This window comes from Desulfohalobium retbaense DSM 5692 (genome assembly GCF_000024325.1).
In the GTDB taxonomy this organism is placed as follows: domain Bacteria; phylum Desulfobacterota; class Desulfovibrionia; order Desulfovibrionales; family Desulfohalobiaceae; genus Desulfohalobium; species Desulfohalobium retbaense.
The window spans coordinates 1,332,450-1,357,707 of sequence record NC_013223.1; the positions used below are offsets into that span (position 1 = coordinate 1,332,450).

A 25,258-nucleotide genomic window follows, 5' to 3' on the forward strand; every position below is an offset into this window, starting at 1 on the left:
GTCCGGCAGCGGCACGAGGCCGTTATTTGGATTTGCCCAAGAGCCCCTGGGGGCGCAAAAGCAGGATGGCGATCAAAATAGCGAACGCGTAGCCGTCCTTGAACCCGGAGTGGATGTAGGCGGCACCGAGGTTTTCGGAAAGGCCCAGAATAAGTCCCCCGAGAATGGCCCCGGGGATCGATCCCGCTCCGCCGAGCACGGCGGCGCAAAACCCTTTCAGTCCCGGCAGCACTCCCATGTAGGGGTAGGTGGCGTTGTAATAGGCCGCCATCATCATCCCCGCGGCTCCGCTGAGCATGCCGCCGATGCCGAATGCCTGGGCCACGCATTGATGGGGTTTGATGCCCACGAGCCGCGCGGCTTCACGGTCCATGGCCACGGCCTGCAAGGCCTGACCGTGGCGGCTGGCATGGACATACCAGAACAGTCCGCCCATCAGCGCGAGTGCAGTTGTGACCAGCAGCAACTGCAGCGTGGAGAGGGTGACTGGCCCCAGATTCCAGAGCTGCGGCTCGAATTCCAGAGGAAAGGGACGGGTTTCCGGGCCAAAGGCCAGCAAGGCAACGGACTGAAGAAAAATGGACAAACCGATGGCAGCCAACAAGGGGATCAGTGGATGACGTCCTGTCAGCGGCCGGAACACCACCCGCTCCATGCTCAATCCGACCACTGCCGAGAACAGCAGGCCAAAGAGCACGGCCAGGGGCAACGGTAGGCCGAGGACCGCGGCCGCTATCCAGAGGCCGAAGGCCCCGGCCATATAGATTTCGCCCTGAGCCAGGTTGATCAGCCCCAACACCCCGTAGATCAGGGAATAGCCCAGGGCGACCAGGGCGTAGGCCGACCCGGCCACGATTCCGTTCACGATTTGCTGCCAGATCATATCAGCTCGCTTGAAAAAGCCGTGGTCAAAAAAAGGGCAGGATGACTCCCGCCCTCCGGCAATTACAGTTTACGGTAGGTCCCGTTCTGGACCTCAAAGAGGTAGACCCCGCCTTTTTGGACGTCCCCGTTAGCATCGAAGGAAAGTGTCCCGGTGATGCCGTCAAAGGCCTCCAACTCGTCCAGGAAGGACTGGATGGCGCTGCCCGTGGTCGCCCCGGTGCTGAAGGACTGCCGCAAAAGATGGACCGCGTCGTAGGTCAAAGCCGCGAACATGATGTTTTCCGGGGCCTTGGGCTGATCCGCCAGAAGCGCCTCATAGGCGTTGACAAAGTCCTGGTTGTGTTCGGTGTCCTTGTGCTTATTGTATTCACCAGCGATGAGGTGGCCTTCAGCGGCCTTGCCGGCTAGTTCAATATATTTCGGGGCCATATCACCGAAAACACCGACGCTGAGGGCATTGATCCCCATCTGCCGGGCCTGGCTGATCAGCGGAGCGGTTTCCTGGAGATATCCGGGGACAAAGAGGATGTCCGGATTGAGTTGTTTGATCTTGGTCAGCTGGGCCTGGAAGTCTTTGTCGCCGCGCTGGAACGATTCCACAGTGGCCGGAGTGATGTCCTGCTCGGCAAGGTAGCGCGTGAAGAGTTCTTTGGACCCCTTGCCGTAGGGTTCGTTGCTGTAGAGGATAGTCACGGTCGGGTCCGCTCCAACTCGGCTCAGGGCTTCCTGGACCAGGGCCCGGGCCTGATCGTCGATGCGGGAACAGAGGCGGAAGGTATACGATCCGGCCTCGGAGATGCGCGGCGAGGTGCCGGTGGGAGTGAGCAAAACCACATTGTTGCGCTGACACAGTGGGGCAGCGGCCAGGACATTGCCGCTCATCATCGGACCGATGATGGCCTCGACCTCGTCCACGGAAATGAGTTTCTGGACCGCGTTCACAGCCGTCGTCGCGTCGTCCTTGCTGTCGTAGTAGACAACTTCCAGGGGCCGGCCGTCGATGCCGCCCTGGGAGTTGATTTCCTGCACAGCGATTTCAATACCGTGGCGGGCCGGCAATCCATCGGAGGCGCCTTTGGAGAGACGTAAAACGGCTCCTATCTTCAGGGCCTGGGTCTGATCCTCCTGGTTCTGGGCCTGGTCCTGGGACGATGTGGAGTCCTGACAGGCCGCCAGGGCCAGCGCGAGAAAAAGCGCGCCGAGACAAAGGGCACAGCGGGAAAAATTGGGCAATTGGGGCATAGACGCTCCTTTCCGGACTGATCGGGTTGCTCGCAAGAGAGAGGGGGCGGCTCGAAAAACGGCCCGCAGAAAACGGGCCGATTCCAGCTACAGGGAATAGAGTTCGCTGCCGGGAATAATCCGCACGCCGTGCTCCTGCAGGACGTCGATGGCCTGGTCGGTACGATCAAAACGGAAAATGAGGACCGCGTTTTTGCCGCTTTGCTGAACAAAGGCGTACATGTATTCGACATTAATGGAATTCGAAGTCAAGAGGTCCAGGATTTTGTGCAGTCCGCCGGGCTGATCGTCGACTTCAACAGCCACGACATTGGTCCGGCCCACCGTGAATCCCTTCTCTTTCAATGCGGCTTTGGCCTTTTCGTGGTCGGTGACAATCAGGCGCAGGATTCCGAAATCCGAGGTGTCGGCCAGGGACAAGGCTCGGATATTGACTCCGGATTCAGACAGGACACGGGTGACGTCGGCCAGACGGCCGGCCCGGTTTTCGAGGAAAATGGAGATCTGTTCGACTTTCATGAGAGGCCCCCTTTAGCAGCTCGTTGAAAAACTCCCAATGGCAGCAAAGTGGCAAAACGTCCATATGCATATAGACCAAGACGAACGCCCAATGAACGAGAGGGGGTCACTGGGCAATTTTGCGACCTTGAACGTTTTCTGCGCCGTCCCTTGGGATGGTTGAACGGCCTGCCTGATATGGTGGTGTTCACCAGTCTGTGGACTGTTATTCGGCTTCGTGGCGACGATCGATAATCCGCTGGGCTTTGCCCTGGGAGCGGGCGATACTCATCGGTTCGGCGAGCTTGATATCCGCGGTCACACCCAGGAACTCTTTGATGTTTTTCTGTATCTTGCGCTCAAGACGTTGTAAATGCTTGATCTCGTCGGAGAAAGTGGAATCGTCGATTTCGACGTGGATTTCAAGTGTGTCCAGCGAACCGTGACGGCGCAGGATGAGCTGGTAGTGCGGCGCAATGCCCTCGGTTTCGAGCAGGATGCTCTCGATTTGCGACGGAAAGACGTTCACGCCACGGATGATGAGCATGTCGTCACTGCGTCCCATGACCCGGGCCATACGGGTATGGGTCCGCCCGCAGCGGCAGGGGACGGTGTTCAGGCGGGTCAGGTCCCGGGTGCGGTAGCGCAGGAGCGGCTGCGCCTCCTTGGACAGCGTCGTGATCACCAATTCCCCGGTCTCCCCGGGAGCAAGCTGTTCCCCGGTTTCGGGATCGATGGTCTCGACCAGGAAGTGGTCTTCCCAGATATGCAGCCCGTCCTGGGCGGGGCGGCATTCCATGGCGACGCCGGGTCCCATGATCTCGGACAGACCATAGATGTCCAAGGCCTTGATGCCCAGCTTGGATTCGAGGTCGGCTCGCATTTCGTCGGTCCAAGGTTCGGCGCCGAAGATTCCGGTGTGCAGGGGAAGATTTTCAACATCCAGGCCACCGGCCTTGGCCGTTTCATAGAGATGCAGGGCGTAGGAAGGGGTGCAGCAGATGACAGTGGGGCCGAAGTCCTTGAGCAGGGTGGCCTGGCGCTTGGTGCCGCCGCCTGAAATGGGCACGATAGAGGCCCCGAGTTGTTCCGCGCCGTAATGGACGCCCAGGCCGCCGGTAAACAACCCGTAGCCGTAAGCGTTGTGCACGGTGTCCCGCCGTGTCGCTCCGGCGGCCATCAGCGAACGGGCCATGAGCGTGGCCCAATTGCGGACATCGCGCTGGGTATAGCCGACGACAGTGGCCTTGCCAGTCGTTCCGGAAGAGGCGTGGATGCGGACGACATTTTCGCGGGGGACGGCAAAGAGGCCAAAGGGGTAATTGTTGCGCAGATCCTGCTTTTCGGTAAACGGGAGGAATTGTACATCCCGCAGGCTGCGGATGTCTTCGGGCCTGACTCCGGCTTCATCCAGTTTTTCGCGATAGAAGGGCACGTTGTAGTAGACGCGCTCCACGAGGGACTGCAACTTGCGCAATTGCAATGCTTCGAGTTCTTCGCGGGGCAAGGTTTCCTTTTCCACATCGTACAGCATAGGGCCCCCTTTGGCTGCGGAGTTGATTCGGCGTGTGGCTCAATACTGAAACCCGGCGATTGTGTGCCGGTCCTGGAAACAAAAAGGCCACGGAGGGGAGTCCGTGGCCTGGCAGATCGCTGCGGGCGCGCCTCAAACCACCACGGACTCTGATCGGAACCCGTACCAAAAATACCAATAGGTGGCGAAAAAGGAGATGGTGGAGGGAAAGGCGGTCATGCGGATGTCCATGCCCGAAATACGGCGGACCGTCAAGGTCTGGCTTACGCGCTACACGTCCTTATTGACTGTTGCGGGCGTCCCATACGCAGCAGTGCGCCGGGCAATTCGGTCCTGGCAGGAGCGAGTTTGCACCTGAAAAAAAAGTGGGCTACAATAAAATGTTTGTAGAGGCACCTGGTGAGGTGGCTTCACTGCGGATGCAGACGATCACAATAGACGCGGACTTGTAACAACGCTCGACGGACGATATGGCGCACAAAAAACAGACGGATTCGTACAAAGGCGACTACCTGCGCAAGACGCGGGATCTTTTGCAGTGGCTCGAAGAAAAACAGGCCAAGGACATGGTGGCTCTGGATGTGAGCAAGGTCTGCAACGTGACCGAAGCCCTGGTCGTGGTCTCGGCTGGCAGTGCCCGGCACGCCCAGGCCCTGGCCGACGGCTTGCTGGCCAAACTCGCGGAGCACGGTATTGAACTCATGGGCATGGAGGGCTACCGGACCGGAACCTGGATCCTGATCGATATCAACGATGTCCTGGTCCATATTTTCCAGGAGGAATACCGCGGCTTTTATAATGTCGAAGGGTTGTGGACCGAGGGCGAGACCATTGTCCCCGAGCCGGAGCCCAAGGATGCCTGAACCCGCACCAACCCTGTTGCTCTTGCTCGACGGATGGGGTGCTGGAGAGCCGAGTCCCGACAACGCCATCCATAGTGCCGAGACCCCGCACCTGGACCGCCTTTGCACCTCCTTTCCCCGGACCACACTCCGCTGTACCGGTCGCGCTGTAGGGCTGCCCGAAGGCCAGATGGGCAATTCCGAGGTCGGCCACCTCAATATCGGGGCCGGACGCGTCGTCAACCAGGATATTGTCCGCATCAGCCAGGCCATTGCCGACGGCACATTGGCCACAAACCCGGTGCTGAGCGATCTCTTCGCCGCCACCCGCCATAGCGGCGGCCGGCTGCACTTGATTGGCCTGGTCTCCGACGGCGGGGTCCACTCCCATCAGGAGCATCTCGAAGCGCTCATCGACACCGCTCTGGCCGCTGGAGTCGAGCGCATCTGTGTCCACGCCATTCTCGACGGCCGGGACACGCCGCCGCAAAGCGGCCTCGGGTACATGCAGCGGTTGCACAATTTTGTCCGTCAGCGACCCGGCTGCTCCATCGCCACCGTTTCCGGCCGGTATTATACTATGGACCGCGACAAGCGCTGGGACCGAACGGCTCTGGCGTACCAGGCCCTTGTCCACGGTGAGGGACCGGTCTGTACCGATCCGTTGGACTGCGTCCAGGCGAGTTATGACCAAGGGGTCACCGATGAGTTTGTCGTGCCCCAGATCCTGGTCGACGCAGCCGGTCAGCCGCTGGGCCCGATTGCTGACAACGACACCGTCTTTTTTTTCAATTTCCGGGCCGATCGAGCCCGGCAGTTGGTTCAGGCCCTGAACGACCCGGACTTTGCGTTTTTTGATCGTGGATGTCCGCCGCAGTTGGCTGGCCTGGCGACGATGACCGAATACGACGCGACCTTCCATCTGCCGGCGGCCTTTGCTCCACAGCACCTCAAGGAGATCCTCGGTGCGGTGGTTTCCCGCATGGGATTGCGCCAACTCCGGATCGCCGAGACGGAGAAGTACGCCCATGTGACCTATTTCTTCAATGGCGGTGAGGAAACCCCGTTTGCCGGGGAGGATCGTGAACTCATCGCCTCGCCCAAAGATGTGGCCACCTATGACCTCAAGCCGGAAATGAGCGTCTTTGAGGTCACCGACAGGCTTATCGCCAAATGGCAGAGCGGCGACTACGCCTTGGTAGTCGCGAATTTCGCCAACCTGGACATGGTCGGGCACACCGGCAATTTCGAGGCCGCTGTTCAGGCGGTTGAAGCGGTCGACGCGTGCGTCGGCCGGGTCGCGGACTCGATCCTCGCCACCGGCGGCCGGATCCTGTTGACCGCAGACCACGGCAATGCCGACGTCATGCAGGGCGACAACGGAGCGCCGTACACAGCGCACAGCCACAATCCTGTCCCATTTGTCCTCATCGATCCCGCGACGCACTCGTTGCGCAGTGACGGGATCCTGGGGGATATCGCCCCGACTATTCTCGACCTCTGGGGCGTGGAACCGCCGCCGTCCATGACCGGCCGCTCCTTGCTTTCCCGCGACAGCGAGGCTTCCGCGCCAAAGGAATCTGTATGAGTACCTCCTCGCCGCTTACCCCTTCCAAGCCCCTGGGGCTGGAGATGATCGTCTATTATGGCTGTCCGCATTGCGGGCGCAAAACTCCTTTGCTGGCACCGACCCAACCGGCCATGGCCCAGTGCGACGCCTGCGGTCGGCAATTCCCCGTGGCTCCTGTGGACGAGCGTACGGTCCGGTTTGTCAAGACCATGCTCGCCAATGGCCACGCGGCAGTGGATCCGGATTACGTCTGAGCCCCGTTACCTGGTGTCCAATGGCACCAAATCCTTGCGCAATTGAGCGATTTGCCTTCAGGCCAGCCATATACTAAGCGCGTTCTGTGAAGCGACTCAGGAAAGGCGCGGGCGGGTGCTATTGATCTTATGCGGCAAGATCACAGTTGCGACGTCGCCTGCTCAATGAGCCCGCCCGCGAATTATTGACTCGGGATCTGTTGCAGTCCGATTCCGGCCATGATCAGCACCAAGCCGGTTATGGTCGAGCCCATGATGGCCTCGCCCACGAAAAAGCGGATGAAGATCAGCGACAAAAACGGCGAGAGATAGATGAGGATGCTGACTTTGGCCGCCGAAGTGCTCAGCTTCAGCGCGGTGGCCCAGAGGACAAAGGTCACTCCCATCTCGAAAATGCCGATGTAGGCTGTGCCCAGCAGAGCCGGGCCATTGGGCCAGGCGAATTCCCCTGTCAGCCCGGCGTAGAGGGTCACTAACACAGCGCCGAACCCGAAATTGAGAAACAGCCGGCAGGTCGGATCCAGGGTATCGCGGGTGTTGGCGATCCAATACACGGCCCATATGAGCGTGCTGCCCAAGGCCAGACCGACCCCGAGCGGATCGGAGAAATCCAGGGCCAAGATTCGGCCCCGAGTGGCGATGACATAAGCACCGCTATAGCTGACCAGCAAGCCGGCCAGATCGAGTGCGCGCAACCTTTGCCCGAGCAGAGGCACGGCCAGCAGTGAGAGCGTGACGGCCCAGGTGTAATTCAGCGGCTGGGCTTCCTGGGCCGGAAGCAGGTCATACGCCTTGAACAGGACGAGGTAATAGGCGAAGGGGTTGAGCAGACCAAAGCCGAGGGAATCACGGTAATCCCGTTTACTCAGCTGCTTGAGGAGTCCGAGCTTGCCCTGGACGACGAGGATCAGCCCCAGAATTCCGGCCGAGATCCATGAGGAATACAGGAGCAGTCCCACCGGACTGATATGGCGCAGGGAAATCTTGAAGGCCGAGGCCACTGTGGACCAGATAAGGACCGTGGTCAGGGCAAAGCAGTAAGCTTTGGTTTGTTGGCGCATGCGCGAGACCTAGCAGCTTCCCTGCCAATTTCCAATCACGAATGATTCCAATCTGCCGACGACAATAAGGAAGCCGCCGTGATCCATCCCGCAAGCTGCACGGACAAAATCAGACCTTTTCTGGTCATGGATGTGCTTGAAGCCGCTCATGCCCTGGAGGCCGAGGGCCACGACATCGTCCACCTGGAGATTGGCGAACCGGACTTCGATACCCCGGACTGTGTCAAGGAAGCCGCCAATAAAGCCATTTCTGACGGCCAGACCCATTATACCCACAGTCTGGGGGTCATGGCCTTGCGCGAGGCCATCTGCGAGGACTACCACACTCGCTACGGAGTCTCGCTCTGCCCGGAGCAGATCGTGGTCACCTCCGGCACCTCCCCGGCCATGCTCCTGGCCTTCGGCGCCTTGCTTGAACCCGGCGAGGAAGTCCTCCTCCCCGACCCGGGGTACGCCTGTTATCCCAATTTTGTCCATTTCGTGCACGGCGAGCCCAAACGGGTCCGTTTGCGCGAGGCCGACGGGTTCCAACTCCACCCGGACCTGGTCCGCGAGGCCATCACCCCTGGTACCCGAGCCATGATGGTCAATTCGCCGTCCAATCCGGCCGGGACTGTCCTGCCCGGGGAATGGATTCAGGAATTGGCTGGTCTCCAGCCCGCGCTGGTTGCTGATGAGATTTACCACGGCCTGGTCTACGGCGAAGCCGCCTCGTCGGTCCTTGAACACACCGAAGACGCCTTTGTCCTGAACGGATTTTCCAAGCTTTACGCCATGACCGGCTGGCGCCTCGGCTATCTCATCGCCCCGCAGCGGTTCATGCGCGCTATCCAGAAACTGGCCCAGAATCTTTTCATCTGCGCCGGCTCCGTTGCCCAGCACGCGGCCATCGCCGCCCTGCGCCACGCCGGACCGGATGTAGAACGCATGCGCCAAACGTATGATACCCGCCGCCAGGTCTTGCTGCAGCGGCTGCAGAAGATGGGTTTTACCCTGGCTGTAGAACCCAAGGGCGCTTTCTATGTCTTTGTCAATGCCAGCCATCTCGGCAGCGACAGCTATACGCTGGCCTTCGATATCCTGCACAAGGCCCACGTCGGCGTGACACCGGGGATCGATTTTGGTCCCGGCGGAGAAGGATACCTGCGCTTTTCCTACGCCAATTCCCTGGAGAATATCGAAAAAGGCATGGATCGTCTTGAGGCGTATATCCAAAAACTGTAGACCAGCGCCCGTTGGTTTCCCGGCCCGAAGAGCGAGAACGAGGCCGGAAGGGCGTGGTCCTGCGTCTTTTCCAAAAGCCAGAGGCAACGCAACACAAAAGGCCGGCGCGTACCTTCTCGAGGTGCTCGTCGGCCTCGTGATTTGCATTGCCGATGTAAGGGTTCCGGCTCCCTTTGTGTAACAAATCGGTTTTCTCTTCTTCGACGCAATCCATTGGGGACACACATATATGTTGACCAGTAAAAAATTGTGGGCTGCGGGCACGCATCTGTACACCATGAGCGGGGTTCTGTTTTCCCTCTGGGCCACGATTGCCCTGATCGAAAAGGACATCGGTGCCTTTCTCCTGGCCCTGTTTCTGGCTGTAGTGGTCGATGCCACGGACGGCACAATGGCCCGCCGCCTGGGGATCAAAGAGATTTATCCCAATTTCGATGGGGCGAAACTCGACGATCTCATTGATTACCTGACCTTTGTCTTTTTGCCATGTATGGGGCTCATCCAATTCGGGATCCTTGAACCGGGCTGGAACTGGGTCGCGGCCGTGCCCATGCTGGCCAGCCTCTACGGGTTTTGCCAGGATAACGCCAAGACCGAGGAATCTTTCGTCGGCTTCCCCTCGTATTGGAATCTTGTCTTTCTGTATCTGTATGTCCTTGAATTCCCGAACACAATGGCCATCGGAGTGCTGTTGTTCTTCTCATTGCTTATTTTCGTTCCCCTGCACTACATTTATCCGACCAAAACCCGGTTCATGAAGCGGACCACGACGCTGCTTTCTATCGGGTACGGCCTCCTGGTGGCCTATGTCTGTCTTTTCCCCAACACGCCCTCGGCTGACACCGCTGCCGGAATGTCGCTGGTCTTTCCGGCCTATTATATGAGTCTTTCTATTATCCACCATTTTCGCGTGACCAGGGGGGAGCGTGAAGGGGCGTAGTGTGCTGAAATGTTGAGATATTGAAAAACTCTGGATTGAAAAATTGGAGAATTGACGAAAGGGGAATGGCGCGAGGCAACGAGAAAACCATGGACAAGCAATCGAAATCGACTTGCACCTCCTCGTGACCAGGTACCAAGTGCTCGTGACGCAGAAACAAAGGAGTGCAGGGGTCTGAGGGCGATTGTGGATTGTGAAAAAAACTTGACGCCCCCCGTAACCCCTGCTATCTCCGCGTACGCCAGTTGGCCAGCGTAGCTCAGTTGGTAGAGCAGCTGATTCGTAATCAGCAGGTCGTCCGTTCAAGTCGGATCGCTGGCTCCAGAGATATCAAGCCCTTAGAGGAACACCTCTGAGGGCTTTTTGCGTTTCTGAGCGCAATTGGTTGCAATTTGTATGCACTTGATTGGTTGTTGCTTGGCTGGGAACCAAAACAGCAGAACAACAGCAGGCAAGGGCGAGACGGTTTGCCCCGGGGATTGTCTTTTGCTCCAGGGGTGTGGCATAGATGGATGCAATGGGAATTTCTTCGTCCCATCCGGAAGAGGTCCGGCACCAATTCGCCAGCAAAGGAGGCGTCTCATGCCACACACTATTCTCTGGCCCACGGAACTGTCCGCCAGTTCCCTCAAAGCGATCCCGCACATCAATTCCCTGGCGGAGAAATACGAATCCCAGGTCCTGGCGCTGTATGTCGCCCCGGACCTGTGTTCTCTGTTTCCGGCGTACGGCAACTATCCCAGTCCGGAACTGATCGAAAAATTTCAAGGCTGGGAACTGGAACGGGCCAAGAAGGACTTGCGCCAGATCTGCGCCGACAAACTCGGCAGTTGCCCGAACGTCTCGGTGCGCATTCTGCGCGGGGATCCGGTGCAACAGATCTTGAAGGCCGCGGAGAACGAGGATGTGGATATGATTGTTATGACCAGCCGCGGGCACAGTTTCGATCAAGTCGGCCGTCCCGGGAGCGAATTTGGCAAAGTGGCTCGTGAGGTCGCCAAACGCTCTCCGGTTCCGGTCACCCTGGTCAACCCTGAGGCCGAGGCCGACTAAGCTGAAGACGCCCGCTCCCGGCAGCACTGCTGGGGGCGGGCCGAGTTGCCGACGGCCTGCAGCCGATTTTGAACTCCCTCGAGCCTGACCACCCGTATGCTTGCCATTACCCGTCGACTCCATATTCCCCTCTCGGAAATCGAACTGAACGCCGTGCGCTCCCAGGGCCCGGGCGGACAGAACGTGAATACCGTAGCCACAGCGGTCCAACTCCGTTTCGATATCCCGTCCTCCTCACTGCCGGAAGCGGTCAAAGCGCGCTTGCTCAGCCGCAAGGACAAGCGCGTGAACAAAGAAGGCGTCCTGATCTTGAAGGCCCAGACCGCTCGCAGTCAGGAGGCGAACCGCCGGCAAGCCCTGGACCGGTTGCAGCAGATTGTGGCTGAGGCCGCCACCCCGCCCAAAACCCGCCGTCCGACTACGCCAAAACGGTCGGCACGAGAACGGCGCCTGCAACAGAAAAAGCACCGCCGCCGGATCAAATCCCTGCGCGGACGGGTCGACCGCAGCAACGATTCTGAGTAAACTCCTCCTCTTGCCGTTCAAACCGGCGCGAACTCACTGCGGCGCCGCACCGTCCGTGTCCTGTTACCCGAGAGTGTTTACCGATGACCTTTCGTTTTCTCCACGCCGCCGACCTCCATCTCGATAGCCCGCTGCGGGGCCTGGAAACCTATCCCGACGCCCCGGTGGAGCAGATTCGTAACGCCACCCGCCGGGCCCTGGACAATCTGGTCACCCTGGCCCAGGAGCAGGAGGTCGCCTTTGTCCTTTTGGCCGGGGATATCTTCGACCAGTCCTGGCGCGACTTCCACACCGCCCTGTTTTTCGCCCAGTGCATGGGCCGGCTTCGTGAGGCCGGGATCCCGGTCTATGGGGTCAGCGGCAACCACGACGCGGCCAACCCCATCGGCAAGACCTTGCGCCCGCCGGACAATGTCCACTTTTTTTCCGCCACCAAACCAGGGTCGGTGACCCTGGAGCACTGCAACACAGTCATCCACGGCCAGAGCTATTCCAGCCGCGAGACCAGCGAGGACTTGGCCGCCGAGTATCCGCCGGCCGTCGCCGGGGCCTTGAATATCGGCCTGCTGCACACCAGTTTGACCGGACGTCCCGGTCACGAACCCTACGCCCCGACCCATCCGGATATCCTGGGCAACAAGGGCTACGACTACTGGGCCCTGGGCCATGTCCACGAACGAGAGGTTGTCACCCGTGATCCCTGGATCGTCTTTCCCGGCACCATCCAGGGCCGGCACATCCGGGAAACTGGTCCCAAAGGGTGCAGTCTGGTCGAGGTCGAGGACGGTCGCATCAGGGATGTCGTGCATCAGGACATTGATGTCCTGCGCTGGTTTCGCGGTAACGTCGAGTGTGGTCCTTGTACCTGCGATGACGATGTCCGCCACGCAGTCCGCGCAGAACTGCAGGCCGCCCGGGACGCCGGTGAGGGCCGCCCGGTCGCGGTCCGCCTGGAATGCACCGGCGCGACCCAAATGCACGCCCAGCTCCACGACAGGCAACGCCATTTCCAGGAGGAATGGCGGACACTGGCCGCTGAAATGGGCGATCTGTGGATCGAACAGATTCGGCTGCACACCCGTCCACCAGAAGATCAATCCCAGGAGGTGGATCCGGAATCACCGCTGGGGGAATTGATGCAGTGTATTGCAGCCCAGGAATTGCCGGAAAGTTGCACCAATGAGTTGGAAGATTTGATGAAACAACTGCCCAAGGAGATCACCGAGGGCGAGGAGGGTTTCAATCTCAAGGATCCACAGCAGTGGCAGCGGATGCAGGACGACGTCCGTGAACTCCTGCTTGGGCGTTTGCTGCGCCAGGGAGGTCCGCAATGAGGATCGCCCGTTTCACGCTCGACGCCTTTGGTCCGTTTACCGACACCAGTCTGGTTTTCGACCCCCAGCCCCTGCACCTGATCTACGGTCCGAACGAGGCGGGCAAGAGCAGCACCCTGCGCGCCCTGACCGCTTGGCTCTACGGCTTTCCCGAACGGACCACCGACAATTTTCTGCACGCCAATCCCCGGCTGTGTGTTTCCGGCACCCTGGAGAACGGGCGTGGCGACACATTGACCTTTTCCCGGCGTAAAAAACGCAAAGGCAGTGTCCTCGACGCCGGGGGCAATGCCGTTGATCCTCAGGTGGTAGCGGCCTGGTTACAGGGCTTGGACCAGGAGACCTTCCAGGCCCTGTTCGGTTTGGATCATCCCGGCCTGGTCCAGGGAGGGACCACGATTTTGCAGGAGCAGGGCAGTACGGGCACGACCCTGTTCGCCGCCGGCAGTGGGATCGCTTCCCTGCGCCATGTCCAGAAAGGGTTGCAGGAGGAATACGAGGCCGTGTTCAAACCCAGTGGGAGCAAGCCGGACCTCAATGCCGCCCTGCACCGCTATAGTGAGTTGAAAAAAGAATCCAACCAGCTTGGCCTGGCCAGCACGGCCTGGAAACACAAGGAACGCGCTTTGCGCGAGGCGCAAAAAGGTCTCGATGCGCTCAAGGCAGAGCGCGCCGTTCAGCAGACCGAACGCCGCCGTCTGGAACGGATCCAGCAGGCGATGGCCCCTTTGGCCCGCCTGCGCAAAGCAGAAGCCGGGCTGAGCGAACTCGGTCCGGTCCCCGATTTGCCCGACGATTTCCCCAAACGGCGACAAGAGAGCCAGGACCAGTTGCGGGAGGCCCAGCAGTCCCTGGACAATGCCCAAAAACGGCTGGCCAATGATCAGCACAAACTCGACGGTATCTCCCTGAATAACGAGCTTTTGGATCAGGCCGCGACCATCGCTGATCTGCACCAGCGTCTCGGCGCCTACCGCAAAGGCCAGGCCGACTTGCGCTCCCTGGAGGACGATGAACTCGAACACCGCGCCGCGGCCCGGGATGTATTGCGGGGGCAGCGCCCGGATCTCGACCCAGCTGACAGTGATACGGTGCAGCAGCTCTTGCAGCACCGGCCACGCGTTCAGGCTCTGAGCGAGCGCAAGCCTCTGGTGGACAAGGAACTCTCCGACAGCCGCACTCTCTGGGAGAGCAAACAGGAGGAACTGGCCCAGGTCCGGGACGCTTCGAAAACTTTGCCCCATGTTCAAGATACCACGCTGCTGCACCAGGCTGCGGTCCATGCCGGACGCCTCGGCGATATCGATACCGAGATCGCGACAAAGCGCAGCGGGTGCGATCGCCTCCACCAGGAATGCGCCACGATGTTCGCTCAACTTGGCAAGTGGCATGGCACGCCTGAAGAGGCTCTGAGGCTGACGTTGCCGCAGGAGGAGAAGGTCCAACTCCTGAAACAGGAATGGGAGGACACCGAACGGCGCTCCACAGAGCTAGAGACGCAGCGTCAAGAACTCTCAGAGACCTTTGCCGATCTGGATGAACAACTGCAGGCCCAGAAGGAGGCCGGGGCAGTGCCATCGGAAGAAGATCTGGATGCCAGGCGGCGGGAGCGGGATGCGGCCTGGTCTTTGTTGCGCCGGCAGTGGGTGGACGGCGAAGACGTCTCCAATGCGGTTACCGAGATCGTCTCCGGGGGCAACCTGATCCAGCATTTTGAGCGTACACTCCACGAGGCGGACTCACTTGCCGACCGTTTGCGGCGTGAAAGCGAACGGGTCCATACCCATGCCCGGCTCGTAGCCCAGTACGACAGGGCCCGACAGCATTGGGCGGCATTACAGGAGGCGCAAGAGCGACTGGAGGCTGCTTGGCAGGATCTGCAGCAGCGGTGGCGCACCACCTGGGACGGTACCGGCATTGAGCCAGACGACCCCCGCCCCATGCTCAGCTGGCTGCACCGTTTTCAAAAAGGCGTCGACCAGGCCCGTCGCCTTTACGAGGACCGCTTTGCGCTCCAGGAACTCGAAGGCAAGCGAGAGGCGGCGCGAGTGAACCTGGTTCGCGAGCTCCAGGCTCTGGAGGAAGCGGTGCCGCACGGGGAGGAGCTCACGCCGGTGCGCGAGCGGGCCGACGCCGTTCTCAAGGCGCGGGAGGAGTTGGCCCGCAAGCAGCAGCAGCTCCAGGATGAACAGGTCCGGCTGGAACGGGAGACGGCCACAGCCCAGCATCGGTTGACCGCAGCCGAGGAAGCCAGGAGTGCCTGGCAGGCGAGTTGGGGGCAGGCCATGCAGGAACTTGGGCTCCCCGAGGATGCGACGCCGGAGACAGTCCACAATTTCTTTAGCGATCTCGAGACCTATCTCAGTCGGGCGAATGCGGCCGACGGGCTGCGCAAGCGCATCGAGGGTATCCGGCGCGACAGCCAGGAATTGGAGCGGGATGTGGCCAGTCTCGTGGAGCGCACTGCACCGGATCTTGCTGCTATCCCAGTGGATCAAGCGGTGGAGCGGTTAAACGGTCAACTGCAGCGCGAACGCGACCTGGCTACAACTGTGGCCCATTACCAGGAACGGATCGCCTCTACCCAGGAAGAAATCGAATCGGCCCGGATCGCGCGCGACGCGGCCAGCCGGGAATTGGCCGCGCTTTGCGAACTGGCTGGCTGCACCGAGGCCGAAGAACTGCCCGGAATCGAAAAACGGTGGCAAGAACACCGGACCCTGGAGCAGAACAAGGGAGCGGCCCTGGACGAACTTGGCGAGATTGCCGCTGCAACGGATGTGGAGGAGCTGATCGCTGAGGTTGCGGCTGAAGACCCGGACGAGTTGCCGGCCCGGATCCAATCCTGCGATGAGGAATTGGACCGTTTGGACGGGGAAATTGAGCACCAGAGCGCCCAGGCCGGCGAATTGCGTCGCGAATTCCGGGAAATGGACGGCCGGGATGAAGCGGCGCGGAAGGCCGAAGAAGCCCAGGCGACTCTGGCCACGATCCGTCGTCTGGCCGAGCGCTATGCCCAACTCCGTTTGGCGTCCACGGTCCTGGACGAGGCCATCGAGCGCTACCGCGCTGAAAACCAGGATCCTGTCCTGACCTTGGCCAGCGGGTATTTCCAGGAGGTAACCCTCGGCTCCTTCGATGGTCTGCGCACCGATCTCGACGACAAGGGCAACCAGGTCATTGTCGGTCTGCGCGGCGAAGAGCGCGTCCCGGTCGCGGGCATGAGTTCCGGAACCCGCGACCAGCTGTATCTCGCCCTGCGTCTGGCGTCCTTGGAGCACCGGCTGCACAGCAGCGAGCCCATGCCGTTTATCGTCGACGACATTCTTGTCAATTTCGACGAGCAGCGCACCCGGGCCGCGTTGCAGGCCTTGGCCCGCCTGGGGGCAAAGAACCAGGTCCTGGTGTTTTCCCACCACGACCAGGTCGCTACCGCAGTCCGCGAACTCGGCCTGGGCGCGGTGTATGAATTGCAGGCTTCAGCCTGAAGAGGTTCCACTCTTCAGGATTGGGGAATTGGGGAGTTGCGGTGCTGCGACGTGAAGAAATGCAGTGCTTGGAAAAAACGTGAGCGAAACGACAGCAGGGATCGTTCGTTCTTCGTGATCCGGCGCCGTGAGCGCGGTCATTGATCTCTGTCGGGTCACGTCGTTGTTTGCGACTGCGCCGCGGCTCTTCGCCTGTTGCCGCGCGCTGGGACACCCCCATTTTCAATCTGGTATCAGGGAAGGAAAAGCAATGTCGCCACTATGTTCCGTCTGCCGGCAAGCGGACACCAGATTCTTTTTTCAGGACGGCAGCGCTGTGTACTGGCGGTGTCCGGTCTGTGAAGCGACCTGCCTCGACGCGGCACATCTGCCGGCCCCTGATGCCGAATACGCCCGCTATCTTGAACACGACAACACACCGCAGGATACCGGCTACCGCCGCTTTCTGGAAAAGCTCGCCACGCCCCTTCTAGACCGCCTCCCGCCGGGCCAACAGGGGTTGGACTACGGCTGCGGCCCAGGGCCTGTGCTGGCTATGCTTTTGCGCGAGGCGGGGCATGGGGTGCGGACCTTTGATCCGTTTTTTGCCCCGGAACCGGAGGTACTGCACGACACCTACGATTTCATCACCTGCAGCGAGGTCGTCGAACATTTCCACCAACCCTACGACGAATTCGCCTTTTTGAACAAATTATTGAATCCCGGTGGGATCCTCGGCATCATGACCTGCTTTCAGACCCAGGACGAGCGCTTCGCCAACTGGTCCTACCGCCGTGATCCGACCCATGTCACATTCTACAAGGAAGCCACCTTCCACGTCCTGGCTGAGCTCTTCGGCTGGACCTGCGAGATCCCCCGCAAAAATGTGGTGTTCTTGTACAAGAAGCGCACAGAGCAAAGGGCCCGGGAAGAAACCTAAACGCGTGTGGCGGCTGTCGCTCCCTCCAGCCGATCTTCGTGAGTTTCTTGTCTGCGTCTTTTCCCGTGACACGGGGAGAGGACATGCGAAATACCCGTGGTTGCAGCTTTCATGGCCCCCTCCCCCTTGCCAAGGGGGAGGGCCGGGGAGGGGGTGCTGGGTCCGGTCGTTGCCCTGCGAATATGCCGACAATTCCACCCTGATCGAGGCCTCTTTTGCGGCTCCTGCTCCATTTTCCTGGAAACTGCAAGGCCAGGAGCCTGAGAACGGAGAACTCTCCAACAAATCCCATCGAAAGGAATCCACATGAACACCTCAGCCATTATCGCTATTGGCATCGGCGGGGCAGTCCTCGCCCTGATGGCCTGGAAAGCCCGCGGCAAATGCACGCCGTGACTCTATCTCTACGTCCCGCTGGGAGCGGGACTACTGGCCTATTCGCTTCTGCGCGTCTGGCTGGGCTAACGGTGCCCCCGCCTCGTGGACGATGCTGTTGTGCTTTGTGACGAGGCTCCTGCCAGGTGACGAAGACAGAGCAAACAGTTCCATTGCCGCGTGGAGCGGTGGGTGGCTAACGCCCCTTGTCAGGCTGTTGGCACAATCCCAGAGCCGCGGTGTCAGGTATGTGTTGCCTGACTGGTAAAACATTTCGCGTATCAAGCGTTCAATTCCCCAATCCTCCATGGTCAAGACTGCAATTCTGAAATTTTTCAATATCATTCTCAGGTAAAAGTTCCCTTCGTTCCCCCTCCGGCACCATCGACCCCCCGGTGCCCCAGACCAGGTGTGTGGCCTGGTCCAGCACATCCCGCAGACCGTGCCGTGCCAGATACTCCGGCGCCTCCACCACCCGATGCGGCCCAGCCATGCCGGCCAAAGCCGAGGGCTCCAGAAAGAGGGCTTCTGTTTGCCACAGCCGGGCCAGATCCCGGAGCATGGTCGTGTCGTCCACGGTGTACGCTCCATCCAGAAGCGGGCCCATACGCCTGGCCACGAAACCGGATGCTCGACCGACAGCCAGTCCGTCCGCAGCGGTACGGTTGTCCAGACCAAAATCCTGAACGCTGACGCGGTCGTATTCCTTGGTGTACAGCCCGAGCAGCATGGCCGGGGCATGGGTCGGCTCGGCAAAGAAGCAGTGGACGTGATCTCCGAAGGCGAGCTTGAGACCAAAGGCCACGCCGCCCGGACCGCCGCCCACACCACAGGGGAGATACGCCAGGAGCGGATGATCCGCGTCCACGGTTATCCCCTGCTCAGCGAATTGGCGTTTGAGACGTTCCCCAGCCACGGCATAGCCCAGGAAGAGGTCGCGGGAATTTTCGTCATCCACAAAGTGGCAGCCGGGATCGGTAGCGGCCTGGCTGCGTCCCTCAGCCACAGCCCGGCCGTAGTCGTCTTCGTATTCAACCACGCGCACCCCCTTGGCGCGCAAGAGTTCCTTTTTCCAGGCCTTGGCGTCGGCGGACATGTGCACCGTGACCTGAAAACCGAGCGTGGCGCCCATGATGCCGATGGACAGCCCGAGGTTGCCGGTGGAACCGACCGCGATACGGTAGCGGCTGAAGAAGTCGGAGAAGCGGGGTTCGCTCAGGCGAGCGTACTCGTCGCTGCGCGAGAGTAAGCCGTGCTCCAGGGCCAGATGTTCGGCGTGCTTGAGGACTTCGTAGATCCCGCCCCGAGCCTTGATGGAACCGGAAATCGGGAGTTCCGAATCGCATTTGAGCAGCAGCCGGCCCGGAAACGCTGTGTCGCGTTCCCGGCTCAATGCGCGCTGCATGGACGGTATGGCGCGGAGCGGCGATTCGATAATCCCGCCGTCTGGCTCTGTTTGTGGAAAGACGGTTCGAATATACGGCGCGAACCGTCGGAGGCGCTCGGCCGCGTCAAAGACATCAGCCGCCTGGATATCCAACTGGGACAGGGCGGTCGCGGCCGTTACCGTCTCCGGATTCGCCCAGAAGACCTCCTCCCCGGCCACGATACGTTCGAGCAGGGGATGAGAAGAGAACCACTGTTCTTTGGTTCTGCCGGCGATGGTCTGATGCATATGCGGCTCCAGTGTTCGGAGTTCCGGGCAGCACGCCGAAATTGGCAGAGCTACACCCAGCCATTGAAAAATTGGTCTTTGCAAGGGTCCGAGTTCTTGCGCCGGACCAGCGGTCTTGGTAAACAGCAAGGGCCCATGTACAATTTTTTCCTGCGCCGGATTATGGATAATTTGGTCGTTTCTTTCCAGCAACCTCACCTTCACCATCCCGCTGTTCGGAGCCTGCTGATGGCCATTCCCGACTTCCAGAGCTCCCGCTTTTGCCCCCCCTTGGCGAGACGGAAAAGAGTGCCCCAATTCCGAACTCACAGATCGCTTGGCGGAATATTTCAGCCTCTGTCTCGACGAAGAATGCTGGACCGTATAGATTCGTTGCCGAGAGCCAGTATTGTAGAGCCGCATGGCGTGGGTTCTCGTTTGTGCCGGCATTGGACATGAAGAGCGGGGCAGCAGGGGATCCCTTGGTTGCAAGGCAAGTTTGTCAGTGTGCTATCAGTGTTTTTGGGGACAATGAGACCGCTAACACAGGTCACTAACTGGAGTGAAAATGTCAGCACAATCTCCGCATGCCGAATTGCGCCAGCGTATTGCAGAATTGGAACAAGCAGAGGCTGCCCACCGAGAAACGGAAGCGGCATTACGGGCAAGCAATGAGCGTTTCCAATTGGCGATGCAGGTATGCCAAGAGGGCGTTTGGGACTGGGACATTGTTACCGATGTGGTGTATTATAGCCCCGCCTATGCGACGATGCTCGGGTATGATCCCCAGGAATTGCCGGACCGTGTAGATGTCTGGGAAGGATTGATGCACCCCGATGATAAACAGGCCGCACTGCGAGCAAACCGTGATTGTATAGAAAACCGCTGTCAGGAATTTACTGTGGAATTCCGGATGCGCTCTAAACAGGGGCAGTGGCTCTGGATTCTCGGTCGAGGGAAAGCTGTGAGCCGCGATGGTGATGGACGGGCGCTGCGGTTGGTGGGCACCCATACAGACATCTCAGAGCGCAAACGCATGGAAGAGGCCTTGGAAAAGCGTATCATCGCCTTGACCCGGCCTGTCTCCCAAAACACCTCCATAGCCATAGACGAATTGTTTGATGTGGAGGCCTTGCAGCGCTTCCAGGATGAATTCGCGGCCGCCACCAATGTGGCTTCGCTCATCATTTTCCCCGATGGATCTCCGGTGACCCAACCCTCAAATTTTACCCGCCTGTGCAACGATATCATTCGAAGAACAGAGAAAGGGTGCGCCAATTGTCACAAATCGGGCATGCTCTTGGGCGCCCCCCATCCCGAAGGACCAATTGTGCAGCCGTGCCTCAGCGGAGGACTCTGGGACGCCGGAGCCAGCATCACCCTCTGTGGCCAGCACATCGCCAGTTGGCTCGTGGGCCAAGTTCGTGATGCGGGCCAAACCGAAGAGGGTATACGGGCCTATGCCCGGGAAATCGGCGCTGATGAACAGGAGTGTGTTGACGCCTTCTACGAAGTCCCCGTTATGTCTCACAACCAATTTCAGAAAATAGCCCAAGCCTTGTTTACCATGGCCAATCAGCTTTCGAGCATGGCGTACCAGAATGTGCAGCAGGCCCGATTCATCACCGAACGACAGGATGCAGAAGCCGAACAGGAAAAGCTTCAAGCCCAATTAACCCAGGCCAAAAAGATGGAATCTGTGGGCATATTGGCTGGAGGCTTGGCTCATGATTTCAATAATTTGCTCCACGCCATTCGCGGGAATCTCGATCTTCTGGGCCACAATAAACCTGAAGCTCACCCGGACCAACAGCGTTTAGCCACTATCCGATCATCAATCAGGCGCGCCGAGCGACTGGTGCAGCAACTATTGCTTTTCAGCCGCAAAGCCGACAGCCGCAAACAGAATCAGGATATCAACCAAGTGGTGCAGGAGAGTGCGCGCATGTTGGAAAGTTCGATCCCCAAAATGATCGAAATCGAACTCACCCTGGGCCAGGGATTGCCGCTGGTGTATGCTGATATTGTGCAAGTGGAGCAAGTCGTGCTCAATTTGGGCCGCAACGCGGAAAGCGCCATGCCGCAGGGAGGCAGGCTAACAATCGAAACCCACTATGCTGAACTGGACGAGGAGTTTGTCCGGATGCATCCCGGATCGAAGACCGGGCCCCATGTCCTGCTCATCATTTCCGATACCGGTCATGGTATGGATGAAGAAACCCGGGCCCGCGCTTTTGAGCCTTTTTTCACCACAAAAGAGGTTGGACAGGGGTCTGGGCTCGGCCTTGCTTCCGTTTACGGGATAGTGAAATCCCATGAGGGGTATATCCAATGTGATAGCGAAAAAGGGCAGGGGACCACGTTCCGAGTCTATTGGCCGGCGAATCCCGATGCTGAGACCAAACCCGTTCGGAAGAATCGCTGGGAATCCCCTTCGAAGATAGAAGGATCGGAAACGGTATTGGTGGTCGATGACGAAGATGTAATTCTTGAAATAACAGTCGAAATTTTGGAAATGCACGGATATACAGTCTTGACGGCTCGCAGCGGAGAAGAGGCGCTGTCCTTGTATGCCGAAAATGGCCATACCGTGGATCTGGTAATCCTGGATTTGAATATGCCCGGCATGGGAGGTGCTCAATGCCTGCAGCATCTGCAGCAGTACCATCACCCTCCACGTGTGCTTTTAGCCAGCGGTTATTCGGCCCACGGATCGGTCCAGGAGGTGGCCAGAAGCGCAGCTGGATTTATCCCCAAGCCCTACCATCTCACGGAATTACTGGCCAAAATCCGGGAAGTATTGGATCGCGATACGCAAGAGCCTACTGGAGGAAATCCATTGTAAGGGGAAAATCTTCCAATGGTAGCAATGTTGCAGTATATTCAGGGTCTTAGGTACGAATGTGTCCGCTGGCGACCTTGAACTTTTTTAGCGCCGTTTTCAGATCAACTGCTCGGGTTGGGCAGAGAGGAATTTTTTTACCACAAGCTGGGAATCATGCCTGATGGATTTTGTGAATCGTTTTTAGGCTGGCTCTGCTGTCATTGGGCTGTGGGTCTGGATTTGCCGCTTTCATGGCTTGCGATAAAGCGAAAGGTCTTTCCTTTCCTACAGTGAACCAGTTTTTCTCAATTTCATTTGCGGCCATTGCTTTGGAAAACAAAAAGCCCTGGCCGTAATGACAATTGAATGTTTTGACCATGTTCAGTTGAGAGTTGGTTTCAATCCCTTCAGCCACCATCTTAAGCTTGAGCCCTAAAGCGAGTTCAACAATAGCATGTACTATTCGATGACACGCTTTCCCGGCTTTGAGACTGATAATAAACGAGCGGTCAATTTTCAGTTCATCCAAGGGGAAGCGTTGCAAGTGGGCCAGGGAAGAGTAGCCGGTTCCAAAATCGTCAATGCTCAAGCGAATCCCCATAAATTTTAGCCGCTTGAGAGTACGAACATTGGATTCGAGTTTGCTCATGGCCGCGGATTCTGTCACCTCCAGGTTGAGGCATGCAGGATCAAGGTTTATGTCCTGCAGGATTTGATAAATATTTCGTTCCAGACCGGCCTTTTCCAGCTGTTTGCTGGAAAGATTTACATTCATGATCAAGGACTTGTTGGATTCACGCCAGATTTTGACCTGCCGACATGCTTCTTTTAAGACCCACTTGCCGATGGGCTCAATAAGACCGGTTTGTTCCGCCAATGGTATGAACTTCCCGGGCGAGATAAACCCATGTTCAGGGTGTTTCCAACGTATCAAGGCCTCTAAGCTGTTTAATTCGCCACTGTCCAATTTAATAATAGGCTGATAGTTGAGCACCAACTCTTCTCGATCCAAAGCCCGGCGCAGGTCTTTTTCCATGAGCGTCCGTTCGCTCTTGCGTTGATACATATCTGAGGAGAAAATTACCCAGCGATTTTTGCCACGCTTTTTGGCTTGTAGCATGGCCAATTCAATATCCCGGAGCATATCTTCAGCTCTGGTGTACGTCACATTATACTCAAGAATACCGATACTGGTAGTAAGAGTGATTTCTTGGCCGTCCAGAAAAAAAACTTGTTCCAGCTTTTGCCGTATATTTTCCGCCAAGTCCTGAATTTGAGCTGAGGTTCTGTTTTCGGACATCACACAAAATTCATCTGAACTGAACCGGGCCAGGGTGTCAGTTTCATCGATGGCAGTCCGGATACGATGGGAAACTTCTAAGAGTAAACGGTCTCCAACAAAATACCCGAAACTGTCGTTGATTGTTCCAAACCCGTCGAGATCAAAATAGAGCAGGCCAAATGAAAAACCGGGTTCTTGGCCCACCCTTTTAAGTCCTTTCTCGATTTTTTCTACAAAATAGGACCGGTTGGGAAGATTGGTCCTGTGATCGTACAAGGCTTGGTGCAAAAGGCGCTCTTCGCTTTTTTTGCGTTCGGTAATGTCTATTATAGTACCTTGTAAATAGAGTATGTTTTTGTGATCATCTTTGACAATCTTGGTGTTTTCTGAGATCCAAATCAGCTCTCCGTTTTTGCGACGGACCTGGGTCTCCAGATGCATAATCTTACCTTTTGTCCATAACGCATTGAACTTGTTCTTATTCACCGTAGGTGTTTCATATATCCTGGAAAATTTTTTTCCTCTGTTGCTCGTTTCGAAGTCTTTAGGCGAAGCATATCCTAAAAGATCTGCAAAAGCCTGATTGACACATATTACTGAATCATCCGTACCAATCAAATACATCCCCTCCAAGGCATTGGCAAAGAGGTTTCTGTATCTCGCCTCAGATTTTTCAAGATTTTTGGCGGTTTCCATTTCACTGGTTATGTCTTCTACTGTGCCTATAAGTACAGGGTAGCCGGATGAATAGTGGGGTAAGGTTTTGCCCCTGAACTGGAGCCAACGCCATTCTTTACTTTGAGACTGAAAACGGAAGCATGAGCGTAACTGTCCATCAGCTTGAGGAGTATGGTTTTTGCCTAATTCTAGCAGTCCTTGTCGGTCATCTGGATGGATTAAATTGTCAAACGATTTTCGATACTTAGTTTTAGCGGATGGTTTTACAGCATGATCCCAAACATTGTGCAGGTCCAAGTATATTGCGTTTGCCTCCGGATCGATCTCGCAGACTCCTTGCCGGGAGTTTGCCAGAGCGGCCCGGAGGCGAGCTTTTTCCTGGTAGGTAAGCTCGTTTAAACGTTTTCGTTCAGTAGAGTCTTCGAAAGTAATAAGGATCTTGTCCACCAGGCCGGATGAGTTGCGCATGGGGACAAAGGTGGTTTGAACGCAGATCTTTTTGGATGCCGAGGATTCGTCAGATGGGGGCAAAGTGTGCCACGTTTCAGGCAGTACCGAGGTCTCGCCAAGATTGGCCTGAGAAAAAGGGAGTTGAAGGTTCAACGGAGCTGTTCGTTGATCCGTGAGGATGTTCACGTCCTCATCAGGACTGAGCCTAAAGAGCTCCGCAAACTGTTTGTTGTAGATGAGGGCGCTGCCGGACGAGTCAGTAATCAGGACGGGAGAGGGGGAGGACTGGATGATCCGTTTGAGTTCGGGCCAGCTGTGTTTGTCTGGGTCGTCAATGAGAGAGAGGCGGATTTTGGTAAGGATATAGATTTCACTAAAAATCAGAAAAAGTACAGCAAAGGACACCGTCAATGCCCACTGCGGAGATATTTGAAAAATCTCCGTGCCATATACAAGTACCAGAAATGCACTGCCTGAGCCGATTAAAACGCCGCATAAGGCAGCAATCCAAAGCAGAAAGCGCTGCAATGTGCGTGGTTTTGTTTCGTTCGTTTGTGGACGTGTGGAGTCCAAATTGGCCCTTGACAATTACCATCCCTTTATGACTTTGAAGTACAAGATTCAAT

Annotated in this window: 18 protein-coding genes and 1 tRNA gene; 12 read left to right on the forward strand and 7 right to left on the reverse strand. The window is 57.9% G+C overall.

Translation table 11 applies throughout. The annotated features are described in order from the left end of the window. Nucleotides 1-22 precede the first annotated feature (22 nt). The 4 genes from DRET_RS05695 to DRET_RS05710 all read right to left on the reverse strand — a co-directional run bounded on the left by DRET_RS05695 (nt 23) and on the right by DRET_RS05710 (nt 4,159). On the reverse strand, nt 23-883 hold the full coding sequence (locus DRET_RS05695) for a branched-chain amino acid ABC transporter permease (RefSeq protein ID WP_015751575.1): 861 nt from the start codon (nt 881-883) through the stop codon (nt 23-25). A 62-nt stretch (nt 884-945) separates the two neighbouring features. Further along, nucleotides 946-2,127, reverse strand: a complete 1,182-nt coding sequence (locus DRET_RS05700) for an ABC transporter substrate-binding protein (RefSeq protein WP_015751576.1) — start codon at nt 2,125-2,127, stop codon at nt 946-948. Between the two features lie 87 nt (nt 2,128-2,214). Continuing rightward, nucleotides 2,215-2,646: an ACT domain-containing protein gene (locus tag DRET_RS05705; RefSeq protein WP_015751577.1), complete on the reverse strand. Its 432-nt coding sequence runs from the start codon at nt 2,644-2,646 to the stop codon at nt 2,215-2,217. A 205-nt stretch (nt 2,647-2,851) separates the two neighbouring features. Continuing rightward, nucleotides 2,852-4,159 carry a phenylacetate--CoA ligase family protein gene (locus tag DRET_RS05710; protein ID WP_015751578.1) on the reverse strand — a complete coding sequence of 436 codons (1,308 nt, stop codon included), beginning with the start codon at nt 4,157-4,159 and terminating at the stop codon, nt 2,852-2,854. A 470-nt stretch (nt 4,160-4,629) separates the two neighbouring features. On the opposite strand from DRET_RS05710, the gene rsfS reads away from it, so the two are divergent. From rsfS to DRET_RS05725, 3 genes are read left to right on the forward strand one after another with little or no spacing between them, the layout of a single operon-like run. Beyond that, a complete protein-coding gene (rsfS, locus tag DRET_RS05715; RefSeq protein WP_015751579.1) occupies nt 4,630-5,022 on the forward strand; it encodes a ribosome silencing factor in 393 nt (130 codons plus the stop codon). After that, nucleotides 5,015-6,589, forward strand: a complete 1,575-nt coding sequence (gene gpmI / locus DRET_RS05720) for a 2,3-bisphosphoglycerate-independent phosphoglycerate mutase (protein WP_015751580.1) — start codon at nt 5,015-5,017, stop codon at nt 6,587-6,589. The genes rsfS and gpmI overlap by 8 nt, the downstream gene beginning before the upstream one ends. Next, nucleotides 6,586-6,825 (forward strand): hypothetical protein, encoded by a 240-nt coding sequence (locus DRET_RS05725; RefSeq protein ID WP_015751581.1) that lies wholly within the window; start codon nt 6,586-6,588, stop codon nt 6,823-6,825. The genes gpmI and DRET_RS05725 overlap by 4 nt, the downstream gene beginning before the upstream one ends. Nucleotides 6,826-7,007: 182 nt before the next feature. Here the strand turns inward: DRET_RS05725 and DRET_RS05730 are convergent, their stop codons facing one another. Then, complete coding sequence (locus DRET_RS05730; protein WP_015751582.1) at nt 7,008-7,886, reverse strand: DMT family transporter; 879 nt, start codon at nt 7,884-7,886, stop codon at nt 7,008-7,010. A gap of 81 nt (nt 7,887-7,967) precedes the next feature. On the opposite strand from DRET_RS05730, the gene DRET_RS05735 reads away from it, so the two are divergent. The 8 genes from DRET_RS05735 (at nt 7,968) to DRET_RS05770 (ending at nt 17,369) form a co-directional block, all read left to right on the forward strand. Next, nucleotides 7,968-9,110 carry a pyridoxal phosphate-dependent aminotransferase gene (locus DRET_RS05735; protein ID WP_041282355.1) on the forward strand — a complete coding sequence of 381 codons (1,143 nt, stop codon included), beginning with the start codon at nt 7,968-7,970 and terminating at the stop codon, nt 9,108-9,110. A 229-nt stretch (nt 9,111-9,339) separates the two neighbouring features. Next, nucleotides 9,340-10,050, forward strand: coding sequence for a CDP-alcohol phosphatidyltransferase family protein (locus DRET_RS05740; RefSeq protein ID WP_015751584.1), 711 nt, complete (start codon nt 9,340-9,342; stop codon nt 10,048-10,050). Nucleotides 10,051-10,298: 248 nt separating this feature from the next. After that, a tRNA-Thr gene (locus DRET_RS05745) sits at nt 10,299-10,374 on the forward strand. 258 nt (nt 10,375-10,632) lie between these two features. After that, nucleotides 10,633-11,103: a universal stress protein gene (locus DRET_RS05750; protein ID WP_015751585.1), complete on the forward strand. Its 471-nt coding sequence runs from the start codon at nt 10,633-10,635 to the stop codon at nt 11,101-11,103. 96 nt (nt 11,104-11,199) lie between these two features. Then, entirely contained in the window at nt 11,200-11,628 is a 429-nt protein-coding gene (gene arfB / locus DRET_RS05755; RefSeq protein WP_015751586.1) for an alternative ribosome rescue aminoacyl-tRNA hydrolase ArfB, read from the forward strand. A gap of 83 nt (nt 11,629-11,711) precedes the next feature. Continuing rightward, complete coding sequence (locus DRET_RS05760) at nt 11,712-12,962, forward strand: metallophosphoesterase family protein (protein ID WP_015751587.1); 1,251 nt, start codon at nt 11,712-11,714, stop codon at nt 12,960-12,962. Next, nucleotides 12,959-16,450 carry an ATP-binding protein gene (locus DRET_RS05765; protein WP_015751588.1) on the forward strand — a complete coding sequence of 1,164 codons (3,492 nt, stop codon included), beginning with the start codon at nt 12,959-12,961 and terminating at the stop codon, nt 16,448-16,450. The genes DRET_RS05760 and DRET_RS05765 overlap by 4 nt, the downstream gene beginning before the upstream one ends. Nucleotides 16,451-16,700: 250 nt before the next feature. Beyond that, on the forward strand, nt 16,701-17,369 hold the full coding sequence (locus tag DRET_RS05770; protein ID WP_015751589.1) for a class I SAM-dependent methyltransferase: 669 nt from the start codon (nt 16,701-16,703) through the stop codon (nt 17,367-17,369). A 664-nt stretch (nt 17,370-18,033) separates the two neighbouring features. Here the strand turns inward: DRET_RS05770 and DRET_RS05775 are convergent. Then, nucleotides 18,034-19,419, reverse strand: a complete 1,386-nt coding sequence (locus DRET_RS05775; RefSeq protein WP_015751590.1) for a D-serine ammonia-lyase — start codon at nt 19,417-19,419, stop codon at nt 18,034-18,036. 547 nt (nt 19,420-19,966) lie between these two features. Here DRET_RS05775 and DRET_RS12940 point away from each other — a divergent pair. Next, a complete protein-coding gene (locus DRET_RS12940; RefSeq protein ID WP_015751591.1) occupies nt 19,967-22,243 on the forward strand; it encodes a PocR ligand-binding domain-containing protein in 2,277 nt (758 codons plus the stop codon). 151 nt (nt 22,244-22,394) lie between these two features. On the opposite strand, the gene DRET_RS13345 is transcribed toward DRET_RS12940, so the two are convergent. Continuing rightward, complete coding sequence (locus tag DRET_RS13345) at nt 22,395-25,205, reverse strand: EAL domain-containing protein (RefSeq protein ID WP_015751592.1); 2,811 nt, start codon at nt 25,203-25,205, stop codon at nt 22,395-22,397. Nucleotides 25,206-25,258 lie beyond the last annotated feature (53 nt).

Excerpts from the sequence above, each read along its gene's own strand:
- DRET_RS05695 (WP_015751575.1), bottom strand. The coding sequence starts at position 883 with ATGATCTGGCAGCAAATCGTGAACGGAATCGTGGCCGGGTCGGCCTAC.
- DRET_RS05700 (WP_015751576.1), bottom strand. The coding sequence starts at position 2,127 with ATGCCCCAATTGCCCAATTTTTCCCGCTGTGCCCTTTGTCTCGGCGCG.
- DRET_RS05705 (WP_015751577.1), bottom strand. The coding sequence starts at position 2,646 with ATGAAAGTCGAACAGATCTCCATTTTCCTCGAAAACCGGGCCGGCCGT.
- DRET_RS05710 (WP_015751578.1), bottom strand. The coding sequence starts at position 4,159 with ATGCTGTACGATGTGGAAAAGGAAACCTTGCCCCGCGAAGAACTCGAA.
- rsfS (WP_015751579.1), top strand. The coding sequence starts at position 4,630 with ATGGCGCACAAAAAACAGACGGATTCGTACAAAGGCGACTACCTGCGC.
- gpmI (WP_015751580.1), top strand. The coding sequence starts at position 5,015 with ATGCCTGAACCCGCACCAACCCTGTTGCTCTTGCTCGACGGATGGGGT.
- DRET_RS05725 (WP_015751581.1), top strand. The coding sequence starts at position 6,586 with ATGAGTACCTCCTCGCCGCTTACCCCTTCCAAGCCCCTGGGGCTGGAG.
- DRET_RS05730 (WP_015751582.1), bottom strand. The coding sequence starts at position 7,886 with ATGCGCCAACAAACCAAAGCTTACTGCTTTGCCCTGACCACGGTCCTT.
- DRET_RS05740 (WP_015751584.1), top strand. The coding sequence starts at position 9,340 with ATGTTGACCAGTAAAAAATTGTGGGCTGCGGGCACGCATCTGTACACC.
- DRET_RS05750 (WP_015751585.1), top strand. The coding sequence starts at position 10,633 with ATGCCACACACTATTCTCTGGCCCACGGAACTGTCCGCCAGTTCCCTC.
- arfB (WP_015751586.1), top strand. The coding sequence starts at position 11,200 with ATGCTTGCCATTACCCGTCGACTCCATATTCCCCTCTCGGAAATCGAA.
- DRET_RS05760 (WP_015751587.1), top strand. The coding sequence starts at position 11,712 with ATGACCTTTCGTTTTCTCCACGCCGCCGACCTCCATCTCGATAGCCCG.
- DRET_RS05765 (WP_015751588.1), top strand. The coding sequence starts at position 12,959 with ATGAGGATCGCCCGTTTCACGCTCGACGCCTTTGGTCCGTTTACCGAC.
- DRET_RS05770 (WP_015751589.1), top strand. The coding sequence starts at position 16,701 with ATGTCGCCACTATGTTCCGTCTGCCGGCAAGCGGACACCAGATTCTTT.
- DRET_RS05775 (WP_015751590.1), bottom strand. The coding sequence starts at position 19,419 with ATGCATCAGACCATCGCCGGCAGAACCAAAGAACAGTGGTTCTCTTCT.
- DRET_RS12940 (WP_015751591.1), top strand. The coding sequence starts at position 19,967 with ATGTCAGCACAATCTCCGCATGCCGAATTGCGCCAGCGTATTGCAGAA.